This window comes from Pseudomonas sp. W15Feb9B, assembly GCF_000828175.1.
In the GTDB taxonomy this organism is placed as follows: Bacteria; Pseudomonadota; Gammaproteobacteria; order Pseudomonadales; family Pseudomonadaceae; genus Aquipseudomonas; species Aquipseudomonas parakoreensis.
The window spans coordinates 1-15,454 of record NZ_JTKF01000017.1; the positions used below are offsets into that span (position 1 = coordinate 1).

Sequence of the window (15,454 nt, forward strand, 5' to 3'; positions counted from 1 at the left end):
TGACAGCCGACCAATTTCTAACTGATGGCACCCGATCCCACTGTGGGAGCTGGCTTGCCAGCGATGGCGGCCTGACAGCCGACCAATTTCTAACTGATGGCACCCGATCCCACTGTGGGAGCTGGCTTGCCAGCGATGACGGCCTGACAGCCGACCAATCTCTAACTGATGAGACCTGATCTCACTGTGGGAGCATGCTTGCTCGCAAAAGCAGTCTGCCAGGCACCATGAGTTTCAGGCTGGCAATAAAAAGCCCGGACGCTTTCGCCGTCCGGGCTTTAAAAGTCAAAGGATCGCATCCTGCGGCCGCGCCTGCACGAAGTCATTCTTTCAACGGATGTTGAGGTGGGCTTGCCCGGAATTGCAGTGAGCCGGCTTCAGTCGGTCTCACCCGGGTCATGGTGAAAGTCCCCTTGGGCTTCAGACGATAGCGATTACTTTTGAACAAGGCCTCGAATGATCCGGTAGCGATGTCCGTTTCAGGGTCATATTTGATGCTGAGGGTCGCCGAGTCGGCGTCTATCGTAGCCATTCCGATGAATCCCGGTGGCGCAGGGATCCAATGGCTGTGTACACATGTCAGCCCTTGGTCGAGGTGATAAACACCTGTGAGAGTCTCATCGGATTGGTAGGGCAGAGTCATGGAGAAAGCAAAATAGTTTTCATCGTCGAAATTCCCTGTTCCACCGCTTATGGCCCAATAAAACTCCCCCAAAAACTCGCCTAGATAGAAGGAGCTGAATTCCGCTGTTTTCTGTTTGTCGCCCAATCTCCATTGAAACTGGTCATCGCGCACCGGTGGCGTTTTCGGAAGAAAAATAGCGTGAGTGGTCATTGTTAAACCTGCCTTTTCGAGTAAGAGGAGGTGTTACAACCGACTGCAATTACGGTTTCTCTTGATACCCGCTCGAACAGGTAGGCGTCTACTGTCAGATCTGACAGGTAGCACAGCAATAAAAAACCCGGAAGCTTTCGCTGTCCGGGTTTTCAGATGAAGCGGTGATCTTGCCTTTAGCGGTTAAACCGCTCCACCAACGAATACTGCGTATTCGCCGTCTTGGTCAGCTCTTCACTCAGCAGCGCCGAGTTATGCGCCTGTTCCGAGGTCTGGTCCGCCAGTTCCGAAATGTTGCTGATGTTGCGGCTGATCTCCTCAGCCACTGCACTTTGCTCTTCGGTCGCGGCGGCGATCTGGGTGGTCATGTCGGTGATGTTGGCCACCGCTTCGCTGATGCCGACCAGGGCCTGATCCGCTTCCAGTACCCGCGCTACACCTTCTTCCGCCTGACGATGCCCGGCTTCCATGGTCTGTACGGCACTCGAAGCGGTCTGTTGCAGCTTGGCGATCAGGGCGTGGATCTGGCCGGTGGATTCGCTGGTGCGTTGTGCCAGTTGGCGGACTTCGTCGGCGACCACGGCAAAACCACGGCCCATCTCGCCGGCACGTGCGGCTTCAATCGCAGCGTTGAGCGCGAGCAGGTTGGTCTGGTCGGCGATGCCTTTGATCACGTCGACCACGCCGCCGATTTCGTCGCTGTCCTTGGCCAGTTGCGTGACGGTCAGGCCGGTTTCCCCGACGACGACCGACAGGCGCTGGATGGCTTCGCGGGTTTCCCCGGCGATGTCGCGACCGCGACCGGTCAGGCGGTTGGCTTCTTGTGTCGCGTCAGCAGTGCGCTGTACGTGGCTGGCCACTTCCTGGGTGGTGGCGGCCATCTGGTTGACGGCGGTGGCGACCTGTTCGGTTTCCACGCGCTGACGTTCCAGACCGCTGGAGCTGTTGTGCGCCAGGGCGTCGGACTGTTTGGCCTGATCGGTCAGGTGCTCGGCGGTGTCCTGCAGACGGGTCAGGCAGGTTTTCAGGCGCGCTTCCTGGCTGAGGATCGACATTTCCAGACGCGCCTGCGCGCCACGGCTGTCGGTGTACATCTGCGCGATCAGCGGGTCGGAGGTGGTCTGTTCGGCCAGGCGCAGCAGGCGCTTGAGTCCGCGTTGCTGCCATTGCAGGCCCATCAGGCCCAGTGGTACCGACAAACCGGCCGCGAGGGCAAAGCCCCAGTGCGAGTTCAGCGTCGCGCCGATCACGAAGCTCAGCTGGCTGACCAGAATGAACGGCAACCAGTCCTGCAGCACCGGCAGCCATTTGTCGCTGGAAGGGATCGCCGACTTGCCCTGGTTGATGCGTTGGTAGAGCGCTTCGGCACGGCGGATCTGTTCGGCGGTGGGTTTGATCCGCACCGACTCGTAACCGACCACCTGATTGCCGTCGAACACCGGTGTCACGTAGGCGTTCACCCAGTAGTGGTCACCGGATTTACAGCGGTTCTTGACAATGCCCATCCATGGCAAGCCTTGTTTCAGTGTGCCCCACATGTGCGAAAACACCGCCGCCGGCACGTCGGGGTGACGGACCAGGTTGTGCGGCGCACGGATCAGTTCTTCACGCGAAAACCCGCTGATTTCGACGAAAGCGTCGTTGCAGTAGGTGATCACGCCCTTGGCGTCGGTTGTGGAAATCAACCGCTGCTGAGCCGGGAAAGTCCGTTCGCGTTGTGTAATGGGCTGGTTGTTACGCATGGTTTTTCAATCCGCAAGGCTTTGAAAGGTTGTCGGCGCTGTCAGGAAATTATTGAAGTTTTTTTTCAGATATCAGCACGGCGTCGCAAAACCGCGCTTGCTTCAACCGGCGAGCATCGGATAGGTGAACAGCGCAAAATGCAGCAGGTTCAGCCCAAAGTGCGTGGCGATCGCCGCCGCAAGCCCACCAAAGCGGTAGGCCAGACCATAGCCGACACCCGCCAGTCCCGCCAGCAACACCCAGTGCCATCCCGCGCCCAGATGCGCCAGGGCAAAGATCAGCGACGCCAGCAGCAGGGCGAGGTTGTCGCCGTGCGGCAGGTGCTTGAACAGGCGGCTCAAACCGCCCTGTATATAGCCGCGAAACAGCGCCTCCTCGACCAGCGTCACCAACAGCAGATTGTTCAGCAGCCACAGCCACGCCTGATCAGGCCACTTCGGTGCCCAGGCAATCATCCCGAATAACAGTGCGCCACCCAGGGCCAGGGTTGCGCTCAACATCAGGCCGAGGACGCTGGCGAATACCGTCAGACGCAGCGAGCGGGCGGCGACGATCCACGGGCAGGCCAAAAGCAGCCAGAAGCCGATCAGCGGTTTGTCCAGATTCAGGTACATCGCGAACGGCACGGCGTCATCGGTGAAACGCATCTTCGCGATGGCCCGACCGTTGTCGAACCCCGGCAACCAGTGCAGCGCCAGTGACAGGGCGAGGAAAACAAACACAGCGTGGCCCAGCAACCGCGCCACCGGCACCAGCTGTTGGCGCACGGCGAAACCGGCCACCAGCAACAGTCCGAAGGAGATCAGCGCAAGCCAGCCGAGTTGGCCAAAGCTCAACGCCAGTCCGTAACCAAGGCTGAGAAGCCCGAGATAGAGCCATGGCAAAGCTGTCATGGAAAGTCCTTGTGCACGATTTGTGGACAGGCTTTCTACACGGGTGGGGACGAGGGTACAAGTGAAGTTGAGGCGAGAAACCGGGACAACATGCAGACCTTTGGCTGACGCAAAAAAATGTGGGAGCTGGCTTGCCAGCGATGAGGCTTGTACAGCCGACATCTTCATCGCCTGATGTACCGCCATCGCTGGCAAGCCAGCTCCCACAGGGATTCGTGCAAGGCTGAAAGATCAGTGCAGGTTCAATTTCACCGCCGCGCGCTCGGTGATTTCAGTGCGCAACTTCAACGACGGAGCTGCACGCTTGCGGGCTTCTTCAACAACCGCACTCGGCGCCGTATCAGGACTGCCCGAATTGAACGGCGGCGCCGGCGCATATTCCAGTTGCAACTGAATCAACTGCGCCGCCTCGGCCCCTACCAGTTCAGCCGCCAGCACCAACGCAAAGTCGATGCCTGCGGTAATGCCGCCACCGGTAAACAGATTGCCGTCGCGTACCACCCGGTCCTGCACCGCAATCGCGCCGAGTTTCGGCAGCAGTTCGTGATAGGCCCAGTGGGTGGTCGCACGTTTGCCTTTCAGCAGTCCCGCCGCGCCCAGCACCAGCGAACCGGTGCAAACCGACGTTACATACCTGGCCTGCGCCGCCTGACGCCTGATGAACTCCAACGTCTGCTCATCTTCCATCAGCGGCCCGACCCCGGCGCCGCCGGGTATGCAGATCACATCCAGATTCGGGCAGTCCTCGAAGGTGGTGGTCGGTTTCAACAGCAGGCCGGTGCTGGCGGTGATCGGCACCAGATCTTTCCAGATCAGATGCACCTGCACGTCCGGCAGCGAGGCCAGTACGTCATAGGGACCGGTCAGGTCGAGTTGCTGCACCTGCGGAAACAACAGAAAACCGATCTGCAACGTCATGAATTCATCTCCGTGAAAAGGGCTGGACGGCTTCACTGTAGGCGCGTAGGTTTTGGCGCATACGCCAATCAGCCCACGAATTACGCCAAATGTCGAAAACCATCCACGTTCTCGCGTTCGCCAATGTGCAATTGCTCGATGTCACGGGCCCGTTGCAAGTATTCGCTTCGGCCAACGATATCGCCCGCCAGCAGGGTTTGCCTGCGCCTTACGCGCCAACGGTCATCGCCAGCGGCGGCGGGGCGGTGAACGCTTCCGCCGGGTTGGCGATGCTGGCCGAGCCGCTGCCGAATCAGCCCAGCGATACCCTGATCATCGCCGGTGGCTGGGGCGTTTACGCGGCTGCCGAAGACGCTGAATTGGTGAGCTGGGTGCGTGAACATGCCGGTGGATGCCGGCGTGTTGCCTCGGTTTGCACCGGCGCGTTTCTGCTGGCGGCCAGCGGCTGGCTCGACGGTCGCCGGGTCGTCACCCACTGGACGCGCTGCGAACAACTGGCGCGGCAGCACCCGCAATTGCAGGTCGAGCCCAATCCGATCTTCATCAACGACGGCCCGGTCTGGACCTCGGCGGGCGTCACCGCCGGCATCGACCTCGCGCTGGCCATGGTCGAAGACGACCTCGGTCGCGACATGGCCCTGGACGTCGCCCGACAATTGGTGGTGTTCCTCAAGCGCCCGGGCGGGCAGTCGCAATTCAGCGTGACGTTGTCACTGCAAAAACAAGGCAACCGTTTCGATGATTTGCACGCCTGGATCGCCGAAAACCTCACCTGCGACCTCGGCGTCCCGACCCTGGCCGAACAGGCCGGGATGAGCGAACGCAGTTTCATCCGCCACTACCGCGCCGACACCGGCCAGACCCCCGCCCGCGCCATCGAACTGATCCGCGTCGAAACCGCCCGGCGCCTGCTCAGTGACACCGGGCTGCCGGTGAAACGCATTGCGGCCAACTGCGGGTTTGGCAGTGAAGAAACCTTGCGCCGCAGTTTTCTGCGGACCATGGGCGTGACGCCGCAGGCGTATCGGGAACGGTTTTCGGTCAGTGCTGCAGCAGATCAAGTAACGCCTTGAGGGTTTGCTGGGGCGCCTCTTCGGGGATGTTGTGGCCGACGCCGTGCAGCACGCGCCTTTCATACGGGCCGGTGAAGTGTGCAATGTCTTGATCTTCTGCCGGTGCCGGACCGACCCCGTCATCGGCACCGCACAGGGAGATAGTCGGCACGCTGATCGGCGGTTGTTTGATCAACGCGTCTTCCATCCATTGCAGTGCCGGATCGCCTGCGGCATACATGAAGCGATGACGGTAGGAATGAATCACCACGTCCACGAAGTCAGGGTTGTCGAAGGCCGGAGCGCTCAGCGGATAACGTTCGGCGTTGCGTGCCCAGGTCGGTGACCACAAGCTCCAGAGCAGTTCACAGAGCGCCCGCCGGTTTTGCGTCAGGCCCGCGACGCCTCGAGGCGTGTGGAAATAGTACTGGTACCAATAGCGATGCTCGGACTCGGGATCCAGCGGCCGGGTCGAATTGGCGATGTCCTGCACGTTATAACCATCCCCCGTCACCAACCCGCGCACCCGTTCTGGAAACAGCGCCGCGACAATGCACGCTGCCCGACCACCCCAGTCGTAACCGCAAAGCGTGGCCTGTTCGACACCCAGTGCATCCATCAACTCCAGCAAATCCTGAGCCAGCGCCGCTTGCTGGCCAGAACGCAGCGTGTCCGGGCTATTGAAAAGGGTCGGGCCGTAACCGCGCAGATACGGCACGATCACCCGATAACCCTCGGCGGCAAGCACCGGGGCGATTTCGTCGTACGCCCGAGGCGAGTAGGGGAAGCCATGCAGCAATATGACCGCGTCGCCGTTGGACGGGCCATGCTGTTCAAAGGCTACGTTCAAGTTCGGTGTCAATACGCGTTGAATGTCAGACACGGCAGACTCCACAGCCATTGGGCGTCAGGCAACACTAGACCATTCCTTTGTGGCGAGGGAGCTTGCTCCCGCAGGCCTGCGCAGCAGGTCCATTGAAGTATGGGGTCGCTTCGCAACCCGGCGGGAGCAAGCTCCCTCGCCACAGGTGAAGCGTCACTTGCCGGGGTTGCTTCTCCTTAAGCCTCGGCTTCCGCCACCTGATTGAAATACTTCGTCCGATCCGGGGTAAACGTCACCCGCATCTTCGTCCGCGAGCAGGTCATCGAGCGTTCTTCACTCAGATCAATATCCAGGTCTTCGCCACGCAATCCTTGCCACTGCGCCAGGTATTTCAGCGAGCCGTATTTTTCGTTTTTCTTCAGGCTGCGGCTGACGCCACCTTTCCAGCCGAGTACTGGCAGTTCACCGGCGAGGCATTGTTGCGCGAGGTCGGGGAAGCGGCTGGCGCGCTGGCGGCCGATTTCCCAGCATTTGATCAGGCCTTTGTCGGCGGCTTCCCACAGTTGGGTGCGGGTCAGGCCGGTGCGCAGGGGCGTGGCGATGGTACGGTGGACGTGCTGGGTCATTCTGGTTCCTTGAATTCGGGTTTTATTGGACAGCTCCGCTGTGCCCGTTGCGGTGGATGGTAGGGGTGGATGTAACAGCTGGCAACAAGGTATTTCGGGGTGTAAGTGCAGGTTGCGGGGGAGGGATCGGGCGGGGATTGTTTAGACGAAGTAGGGGCTGAATGACCTGGCGTGTGGCGAGGGAGCTTGCTCCCGCTCGGCTGCGAAGCAGGCGCAAAGTCAGACAATTCGGGACTTCTGGAAAAATGGTGGCGCAGGGATTGGGGCCGCTTCGCGACCCGGCGGGAGCAAGCTCCCTCGCCACAGGAGTTCACCAATGTTTATTTGTGTGTAGGAATCAGTCCTGCAAAACCCGAGTTGTAAGGGATATTTCCGACAGAGTGCGGCGAATATTACGGCTGCCACTCACCCTTTTCCCCACTCAAACGCCGATCAAGAAAACTCGCCGCACTGATCAGCGCCAGATGCGTCAGCGCTTGCGGGGTATTGCCCAGATGGCGGCCCTTGCTGTCGAACTCTTCGGCGTACAGCCCCAGCGGGTTCGCGTAGCGCAGCAGTTGTTCGAACTCCAGATGGGCCTTTTCCACCTGACCGGCCCGGGCCAGGCATTCGACGTACCAGAACGAACAGGCGGCAAACGCGCCTTCGGTGCCGGTCAAACCGTCGATGTTGGCGTCATCGTTGCGATAGCGATAAACCATGCCGTCGCGCACCAGAGTCTTTTCGATCGCTTCAAGGGTCGATAGCCAGCGCGGGTCCTTGGCGCTGACGAAGCGCACCAGCGGCATCAGTAGCATCGAACCGTCAAGCGCGGTGCCGCCCTTGTACTGGACGAAATGCCCGCGCTCCTCATCCCAGAAGTTGTCCCAGATGTCGGCGTAGATCGCCTGCCGGGTCTGATCCCACTGGACGAACGGCGCCGGCAGCGAGCGTTTCGAGGCCAGGCGGATGGCCCGGTCAAGCGCCACCCAACACATCAGTCGCGAGTGCAGGAAGTGATGCTGCTCACCGCGCATTTCCCAAATGCCCACGTCGGTTGTCTGCCAGGTCTCACACACCTGATCGACCACTTCGCGCACGTGTTTCCAACCCTGGTGGGAAATCGCGTCGCCGTATTTATTGACCAGGTACACCGCGTCCATCAGTTCGCCGAAGATATCGAGCTGAATCTGATCGTACGCGCCATTGCCGATGCGCACCGGTTGCGCGCCGCCATGGCCGCAGAGGTGCGAGAGTTCGGTTTCCGGCAGTTGCTGGCGACCGTCGATGGCATACAGGATATTGAGTTTGGTTGAATGACCATGGCAATCGCTGACCCGCCCACGCAGCCAACCCATGTAGGCGTTAGCCTCGTCGACAAAACCCAGGCGCATGAACGCGTAGACGGTGAACGAGGCGTCGCGAATCCAGGTGTAGCGGTAGTCCCAGTTGCGCTCGCCGCCGGGGGTTTCCGGCAGGCCAAAGGTGGCGGCGGCGAGAATCGCGCCGTGCTTGCGCGAGGTCAGCAGCTTCAGCGCCAAGGCCGAACGATTGACCATCTCCCGCCAACGCCCACGGTAGTTGGACTGGCCGATCCAGTCGCGCCAGAACTTCAGCGTGCGCTCCAGGCACATTTTCGCGCCGTCATCCTTGAAGCGCGGATCGTCGGCGCCACCGAGGACGAACTCGGCGTTTTGATCCTGCTTCAAACTGAAGGAAGCAACGGCCGATTCGCCTTCAATGCGCAACGCCTGATCCGCCACCAGCCGCAACGACGGCTGACCCTCGGCGCTGAAAACCATCGATTGTTCATCCATCTGTGCCCGGGTGTTGGCGCGCGCGTAGTCATGGCGCACCGCGCAGCGCATGTGAAACGTCGCTTCACCGCTGACCACCCGCACCCGGCGCATCAGCAGCGGCAGGTCATCAACGCTGTCGCCGATCGGCAGCAGATCGGTAATTTCCACCACGGCCTGTTCGCTGAGCCAGCGCGTTTGCAGAACGTTGGTGTCCGGCAGATAGATTTGCTCGCGCCGGGCATCGGGCAAGTCCGGGGCGAGCTGGAAAATTCCTGCCTCGGGCGTGTCGAGCAGTGAACAGAAGATCGACGGGCTGTCGAATTCCGGCCAGCAGAAAAAATCCACGCTGCCCTTGTCGTTGACCAGTGCGGCACTGCGCAGGTCGCCGATGATGCCGTGGGCGTCGATCGGGCTTTGTCGTTCAGGATGATGCTCAGCCATTGCCACGAAACTCCGGATAAAGACTCATGCCGCCGTCGATGAACAGGGTGGTGCCGACGATGTAGTCGGCGGCGTCGGAAGCGAGAAACACCACCGCGTTGGCGATGTCCTCGACATCGCCAACGCGACCGTAGGGGATCAGCTCCAGCAGCTTTTCACCGGCGGCGCCTTCGGTGGCTTCTTTGTTGATTGCCGTGCGAATCGCCCCCGGCGCGATGCCGTTGATACGGATGCGCTGCTGGCTGACTTCCTGGGCGAGGGTCTGCATCAACTGATCGACGCCGCCCTTGGACGCCGCATAGTTGACGTGCCCGGCCCAAGGGATGCGCTGATGCACCGAACTCATGTGAATGATCTTGCCGGCGGCGCGGGACACGCCTTCACGCACGCCCTGACGGTTGAAAATCCGCAACGCGGCGCGGGCGCAGAGAAACTGGCCGGTGAGGTTGACGCCGATCACCGTGTTCCAGTCTTCCAGAGTCATGTCCACCGCAGCGGCATCCTTTTGCAGACCGGAATTGGCCACCAGAATGTCCAGCGCACCAAAGGCTTCGAGGGTCTCGGCGAACAGCCGTTCGACTTGGTCTTCCTTGGAAATATCGGCGCCGATGGCCAGTGCCTGACCGCCGTCGGCGATGATTTGCTGCGCCAGCGCTTCAGCAGGTTCGGCCTGACGGTGGTAATTGATGACGACGGCGGCGCCGGCAGCGGCCAGCGCTTTGGCGGCGGCATGGCCGATGCCGGAACTGGCGCCGGTGACCAGTGCTACTTGGCGGGCGAGGGAAATCTGCATGCTCGAAATGCCTGGGTTAAGGGCTCAGTCAGCTGACCCATGGCGAGCTGCGAGAGTTCATCCGCATGCATGAAAAGATCGACACGTTCAGACGTGATAGCGGCCACTGTGCCGGTGCCATTCAAGACTGCCGGAGACCCAGCTTTTTATGCCGGTCAGAAAACGCTGCAGCAGCGGCGATGCATCCGGCAGCACGGCTTGTTCCGCCGCTTCGTACAGGTGCACGATTTCGTCATGAACGTGCGCGCACTTGATCATCGCTTGTCGGGGCGTGCAATTGTGTTCGCGAGCCAGTAACAGCGGCAGATTGAAATCGCCGATTGCGGCCTGATTTTCCTTGTGTGCGGAATACAGATCGTTGGCGACGATCGTGGCGCTGGCGGCCAGCGTGGTCACGCGCCGCACGGCAGGGGCGCTGTAGATGTGTGCTGGCAGTTCGTATCCACCGATCACGTCGATCAATGACATGCAGGGTAGAAAACTGTTGGTCTGGCGTTGCGCGAGGTATTCCCAGATGGGTGGGGTCAATCCTTCCAGACGCCAGGCCGCTTCGGCAGTCATGGTGACAAACATGGCGATGATTTCGTGGCGTACCCTGGCCACTTGTACGGAAGATGCGAATGCCTGAACGCGGTCCATATAGGCGCGAAGCGCAACCAGTACCGGGTCACTGTTCAGTGCCTGATCAAGACCGCAACGAAAGCGAGAGGGCAGGTGCGCCGGCTCCAGTGCGGCCAGCGCCAGCGAAAGTCGGGGCCCTACCAGACGCGGTTCGGAGCCGGTTCGCTCGTCATCGCAGTAGTAATCATCCACGGCAAACAGGGCGGCGATGCACTGTGCCGAAAGCAGCAGGCGATCGGGATCGTGAGTGTCGGTATGGCAAAGCATGGCGAAGCGACCGAACCCCATGGCGCGGACCTTTTCGAGTTGTCCCGCAAATATGCCGACCTCCTTGATCCATGGCATAAGCCGATCTTCGACAGCTTCGGCCAGCGCCGTATCAACCCGAAACGGCGCCGGACAATACAACGGCGGGACGGCCCAGGGTGATCTTGCCTTTTTCCCAAAAGCATCAGGCATTGATCGTGCCGCTGACGCATCGTGGGCGGCCTCGAACCATTGCCTTACACCCCCTGTCCCGAACTGCTCGAACATCCGGCGAAACCAGATCGTGAACTGCTCGGGTGCCTGTTCGATCCGTTCGGTGATCTCCTCCAGCGACAGCCACTCCCAACTTTCGACTTCCTCGGGATTGGCTACCGGATCGAGCTGGCTGAGGCCGGCAAACACGTGGTCAAATTCATGCTCGATCAGTTCATTGGACATTTGCTCGTAATAGAGCATCGAGGCGACTTTTTGCAGTTTGCACGTCGTGCCCATTTCCTCCTGCAGTCGACGCAGGGCAGCGGCGGCCGTGCGTTCGCCGGGGCGAGGATGCCCGCAGCACGTGTTGGTCCATAATCCGCCGGAATGATATTTGCCCAACGCGCGTTGTTGCATCAGCATCCGACCTTGTGAGTCAAAGAGCAGAATCGAAAATGCGCGATGGCGCAGTCCCTGGTGATGCACTTTCATCTTTGAGGCTACACCGGTCTGGCGATCCTTGGGCGATACCAGAATAAGCTGTTCTTCCATGGCAAGGCTCCTTGGCGCGTGCGCTATGGGATAGTGCTCAAGAGCAGTTGCCCGTTCATTCAGGAGCGGTACGCCATTGAGTCAAAGCCTCATGAGAACTGCAATCGCATGAAAAGGCACCTGTAAAACCTGACAGGTGTGCGCGATTTTCGACGATTGGTTATGTGATTCCAGACGTCGGCGGCAATGCCATTGGTCTTGGGGAGCGATCCTGGGAGAGTGCCTGGAATCGCAAGGTGTCGAGTTTCGCGCCTTCACATTCCACCAACAATTGTGCGCTTCCACGCTCATCAGCCTTTGTGGCAACTTGGCCGCCCCTGATGAGGCTGTACCCATGGCAAACCCCTACCGCGAATTATTCACCGCCCCCGGCGCCCGGGCTTTTGTACTGGCCGGGATGATCGCGCGCATGCCGATTTCCATGACCGGCATCGGCGTGATCACCATGCTCTCGCAGCTCAAGGGCGGTTACGCGCTGGCCGGTGCGGTGGCGGCGACGTTTGCCCTGGCCACGGCGTTTTGTGCACCGCAGGTCTCGCGGCTGGTGGATCGTTACGGCCAGGGCAAAGTGCTGCCGTTGTCGGCGTTGATCGGTGGCGGGGCGCTGTTGATGTTGCTGCTGTGCACGCGTTTGCAGGCGCCGACCTGGACGCTGTTCATCTTCGCCGCGCTGGCCGGCTGCATGCCGAGCATGTCGGCGATGGTGCGCGCGCGCTGGACCGAGATCTATCGCGGCCAGCCGCAATTGCAGACTGCCTATGCGCTGGAATCGGTGCTTGATGAAGTCTGTTTCATCGTCGGCCCGCCGCTGTCGGTGGGTTTGTGCGTGGTGGCGTTTCCCGAGGCCGGGCCGTTGGCCGCGCTGTTGGCGTTGGCGATCGGGGTGACGGCGTTTGTCGCCCAGCGCAGCACCGAGCCGGCGGTGCATCCGCAGGAATCACAGCATCAGGGTTCGATCATTCGCTCGACCGACGTGCAATGGCTGCTGGCGTTGATGCTTGCCATGGGCGTCATCGTCGGTGTGGTCGATGTGGTCAGCGTCGCGTTCGCCCAGCAGCAGGGCCAACCGGCAGCGGCGAGCATCGTGTTGTCGGTGTACGCCATCGGCTCGTGTCTGGCCGGTATCGCGTTTGGCGCGATGCGCTCGAAACTGCCGTTGCCGCGGCTGTTTCTCTACGGTGGGGTGGCGACGGCGGTGACCACGCTGCCGCTGTTGCTGGCGAGCAATATTTTCGGTTTGTCGCTGGCGGTGTTTGTCGCGGGATTGTTCTTCTCGCCGACGCTGATTGTGGCGATGGCGTTGATCGAACGCATCGTGCCGCCGGCGAAACTGACTGAAGGCCTGACCTGGCTGGTGACGGGGTTGAGCATCGGCGTGGCGATCGGCGCCGCCGGCTCGGGCGCTCTGGTGGATGCTTTCGGTGCACGCAGCGGATTCTGGCTGGCGATTATGGCGGGGGCGGTGGTGTTGGCGTCGGCGTTTCAGAGTTATCGGCACCTGAAATAACCCGGCCATCGCGGGCTGTTGTGGTGAGGGGATTTATCCCCGATGGGCCGCGAAGCAGCCCCAAATCCAGCCAGCTCTTTCCTTCAGATGAAGCGTGCCGGGTGAGTTTGCGACTGCTGCGCAGTCGATCGGGGATAAATCCCCTCGCCACAGAGTTATCCATACAGGCAGCGAATGGGTTACCAACCCCGTCCCGAATTCACCCAGAAATTCACCGACAGTGACGTCGACACCGACTCCACCTGATGGAACCAGCCCTCGGGCAGAAACAGCAGATCCCCGGCCTCCAGCGTCACGCGCAGGAACGTCACATCGCGTGCTGCGGGAAAGCGCTGGTAGTCCGGCGCGTCGGGGTTGAAGTCGCAGCCGTCCAGGCCACCCTTTGGCGCTGTCGACCAGGTGCCCAGTGCTTCGCGGTGATGCGGGGCGGCGAGGGTGAACTGCTTCTGGCCCCAGACCTGCGCGAACAAATTATCGGTGTCGTCGCGGTGCAGCGGCGTCAGCGTGCCTTTGGGGCCGATCCAGATGCGTGGCGGGATGAACAGCGAGGCATCGAAGTAGGGCGGGTACTTGATCTGCTGCAGCAATTGCGCCGGCAGGATGTTGTTGCCCATGTAGGCCGGTGGTTCGCCGTCAGCCCTTTTGACTGCCGGTTGGTCGAGTGAGGCAATGAACTCGGCCATCGACGTCGAGCGGAAATCACGTTCGGTGGAAAAGGTCTTCTTCACGTAATCGCCGTGGCGGGTGATTCCCTGCAGTTCAGCGAAATGCACCAGCGATTCTTCGCGACTGAGCTTGAACAGCGGCCAGTCCTGCAAGGCATTGCTGATCACCACCGGGATGCCGTTGGGCAAGTATCTGCTTTTGAATTCGCTGACCGACAATTCATCGCGCGCATGGCGCTCGATGCGGGTCTGCACCGGCAGCCCGGCGGTGAGTTGTTCGCTGAAGCGTGGCGGGGTCGGGTAGCGCTTGTTCATGTCGACCTTTTGCGCCACGGCTCCACCGTGCATCGCATGCTCGATGATCTGCGGCAGCAGCGTCGCCAGGCCCATGTTGCCGCCGATTTTCAGGCGTCCGCTGGCGAACAATTCTTCGACATTGACCCGGCCGCCCATGATCCCGAGAAAATCACTCTCGGCGACTTCAATGGTCACGTCGGGGCTGGGGTGGCGACCGGGCGCGGTGCGACTGCTGGCCTTGACCTCCGACCAGTAGGCCTGCTGCGGGCCAAACACGAATTGGAAAACGCCTTCGATGCCGACGGCACCGGCGTTGGCGAACAACTTGCCCAGGATGCTCTGCAGGTCCACGGTGAATCCTCGTTATTGGTTTTGGCCTGAACAGTTAACGAGCGCCTGTTGACGCAATTTACCGGCGCGCGACTAATTTGCCGGGGGCGTAATCCGTTTCTCTCTACAGACAAATTTTTCGAGGAAAAGCCGGGTGAACAAGCTGACCCTGCTGTGCCTGCCGTACTCCGGCGCCAGCGCCATGGTCTATAGCCGCTGGCGGCCAAAACTGCCGCAATGGTTGCAATTGCAACCGGTGGAGCTGCCGGGGCGCGGTGCACGATTCGACGAGCCGCTGCACACGGATATGCGGGCGCTGGCGATGCAACTGGCCAAGGAATTGCGGCCGAATCTCAAAGCGCCGTATGCGGTGTTCGGCCATAGCCTGGGCGCGCTGCTGGCTTGCGAAATCGCTCACGCGCTGCGCGCATTGGGCTGTCCAGAACCGGTGGCGCTGTTTGCCTCGGGCACGGCGGCACCGACGATGCGCGCCGATTACGATCGCGGTTTCGCCGAGCCGAAAACCGACGCCGAGCTGATCGATCAATTGCGCACACTCAACGGCACCAGCGAAGAAGTGCTGGCCAATGCCGAGCTGATGAGCCTGACCCTGCCGATCCTGCGCGCGGATTTTCTGCTCTGCGGCAAATTCGAGCCGTTGCAGCGGCCGTTGCTCAACTGCCCGGTGCACGTGCTGGGCGGCAAGGCGGATCGCGCGACCACCGAACAACTGATCGGCTGGAGCAAGGAAACCCGCGGCAGCTTTTCGGTGGACATGCTCGCCGGCGGGCACTTTTTCATTCATGAGCATGAGGCCAAAGTGCTCAAGGTGATCAAGGATCAGCTGGAAGGACATCATCGCCGGCACAGCCTGGCCATCACCGCCTGATCCGCTCCCTGTAGGAGCTGCGGCACGCTGCGATCTTTTGATCCTAATCTTTAAAATCAAAAGATCGCAGCGTGCCGCAGCTCCTACAGGGTTGTGCGATACGACAGAAATTCCCTGCTCTGCCTCCCGCCTGACAGTTGTTCTCATTCGCTAATTTTTCCGGTCTGCATTCGTTTTATAGGGACGACGTGCCTTTGTGCTTCCTGCCTACTGATCCGGATGCTGAGAA

At 60.7% G+C, this 15,454-nt stretch carries 13 protein-coding genes; 3 read left to right on the forward strand and 10 right to left on the reverse strand.

The features are described 5' to 3' along the window. Nucleotides 1-322 precede the first annotated feature (322 nt). The 4 genes from OC71_RS10230 to inhA all read right to left on the reverse strand — a co-directional run bounded on the left by OC71_RS10230 (nt 323) and on the right by inhA (nt 4,389). A complete protein-coding gene (locus OC71_RS10230) occupies nt 323-835 on the reverse strand; it encodes a hypothetical protein (protein ID WP_041068223.1) in 513 nt (170 codons plus the stop codon). A gap of 176 nt (nt 836-1,011) precedes the next feature. Continuing rightward, nucleotides 1,012-2,577, reverse strand: a complete 1,566-nt coding sequence (locus OC71_RS10235; protein ID WP_003223402.1) for a PAS domain-containing methyl-accepting chemotaxis protein — start codon at nt 2,575-2,577, stop codon at nt 1,012-1,014. Nucleotides 2,578-2,679: 102 nt separating this feature from the next. Continuing rightward, the gene (locus tag OC71_RS10240) at nt 2,680-3,471 is read right to left on the reverse strand and encodes a CPBP family intramembrane glutamic endopeptidase (RefSeq protein ID WP_041068225.1); all 792 of its coding nucleotides are present in this window, start codon (nt 3,469-3,471) and stop codon (nt 2,680-2,682) included. 231 nt (nt 3,472-3,702) lie between these two features. Further along, nucleotides 3,703-4,389, reverse strand: coding sequence for an isonitrile hydratase (inhA, locus tag OC71_RS10245; RefSeq protein ID WP_041068227.1), 687 nt, complete (start codon nt 4,387-4,389; stop codon nt 3,703-3,705). Between the two features lie 89 nt (nt 4,390-4,478). Between inhA and OC71_RS10250 the strand changes: the two genes are divergently transcribed. Beyond that, nucleotides 4,479-5,462 carry a GlxA family transcriptional regulator gene (locus OC71_RS10250; protein WP_041068229.1) on the forward strand — a complete coding sequence of 328 codons (984 nt, stop codon included), beginning with the start codon at nt 4,479-4,481 and terminating at the stop codon, nt 5,460-5,462. Here OC71_RS10250 and OC71_RS10255 read toward each other — a convergent pair. The 5 genes from OC71_RS10255 to OC71_RS26795 all read right to left on the reverse strand — a co-directional run bounded on the left by OC71_RS10255 (nt 5,431) and on the right by OC71_RS26795 (nt 11,537). Beyond that, entirely contained in the window at nt 5,431-6,324 is an 894-nt protein-coding gene (locus OC71_RS10255; RefSeq protein WP_256198921.1) for an alpha/beta fold hydrolase, read from the reverse strand. The genes OC71_RS10250 and OC71_RS10255 overlap by 32 nt on opposite strands. A gap of 176 nt (nt 6,325-6,500) precedes the next feature. After that, nucleotides 6,501-6,890: a hypothetical protein gene (locus tag OC71_RS10260; RefSeq protein ID WP_041068233.1), complete on the reverse strand. Its 390-nt coding sequence runs from the start codon at nt 6,888-6,890 to the stop codon at nt 6,501-6,503. 392 nt (nt 6,891-7,282) lie between these two features. Further along, the gene (locus OC71_RS10265) at nt 7,283-9,109 is read right to left on the reverse strand and encodes a glycoside hydrolase family 15 protein (RefSeq protein ID WP_041068235.1); all 1,827 of its coding nucleotides are present in this window, start codon (nt 9,107-9,109) and stop codon (nt 7,283-7,285) included. Beyond that, nucleotides 9,102-9,902 (reverse strand): glucose 1-dehydrogenase, encoded by an 801-nt coding sequence (locus OC71_RS10270; protein ID WP_041068237.1) that lies wholly within the window; start codon nt 9,900-9,902, stop codon nt 9,102-9,104. The genes OC71_RS10265 and OC71_RS10270 overlap by 8 nt, the downstream gene beginning before the upstream one ends. A gap of 87 nt (nt 9,903-9,989) precedes the next feature. Next, nucleotides 9,990-11,537 (reverse strand): family 2 encapsulin nanocompartment cargo protein terpene cyclase, encoded by a 1,548-nt coding sequence (locus tag OC71_RS26795; RefSeq protein WP_052510589.1) that lies wholly within the window; start codon nt 11,535-11,537, stop codon nt 9,990-9,992. Nucleotides 11,538-11,871: 334 nt separating this feature from the next. Between OC71_RS26795 and OC71_RS10280 the strand changes: the two genes are divergently transcribed. Continuing rightward, a complete protein-coding gene (locus tag OC71_RS10280) occupies nt 11,872-13,044 on the forward strand; it encodes an MFS transporter (protein WP_041068239.1) in 1,173 nt (390 codons plus the stop codon). Nucleotides 13,045-13,223: 179 nt separating this feature from the next. Here the strand turns inward: OC71_RS10280 and OC71_RS10285 are convergent, their stop codons facing one another. Then, the gene (locus tag OC71_RS10285; protein ID WP_041068241.1) at nt 13,224-14,357 is read right to left on the reverse strand and encodes a cupin-like domain-containing protein; all 1,134 of its coding nucleotides are present in this window, start codon (nt 14,355-14,357) and stop codon (nt 13,224-13,226) included. Nucleotides 14,358-14,490: 133 nt separating this feature from the next. Between OC71_RS10285 and OC71_RS10290 the strand changes: the two genes are divergently transcribed. Then, nucleotides 14,491-15,225 carry a thioesterase II family protein gene (locus tag OC71_RS10290; protein ID WP_041068243.1) on the forward strand — a complete coding sequence of 245 codons (735 nt, stop codon included), beginning with the start codon at nt 14,491-14,493 and terminating at the stop codon, nt 15,223-15,225. Nucleotides 15,226-15,454 lie beyond the last annotated feature (229 nt).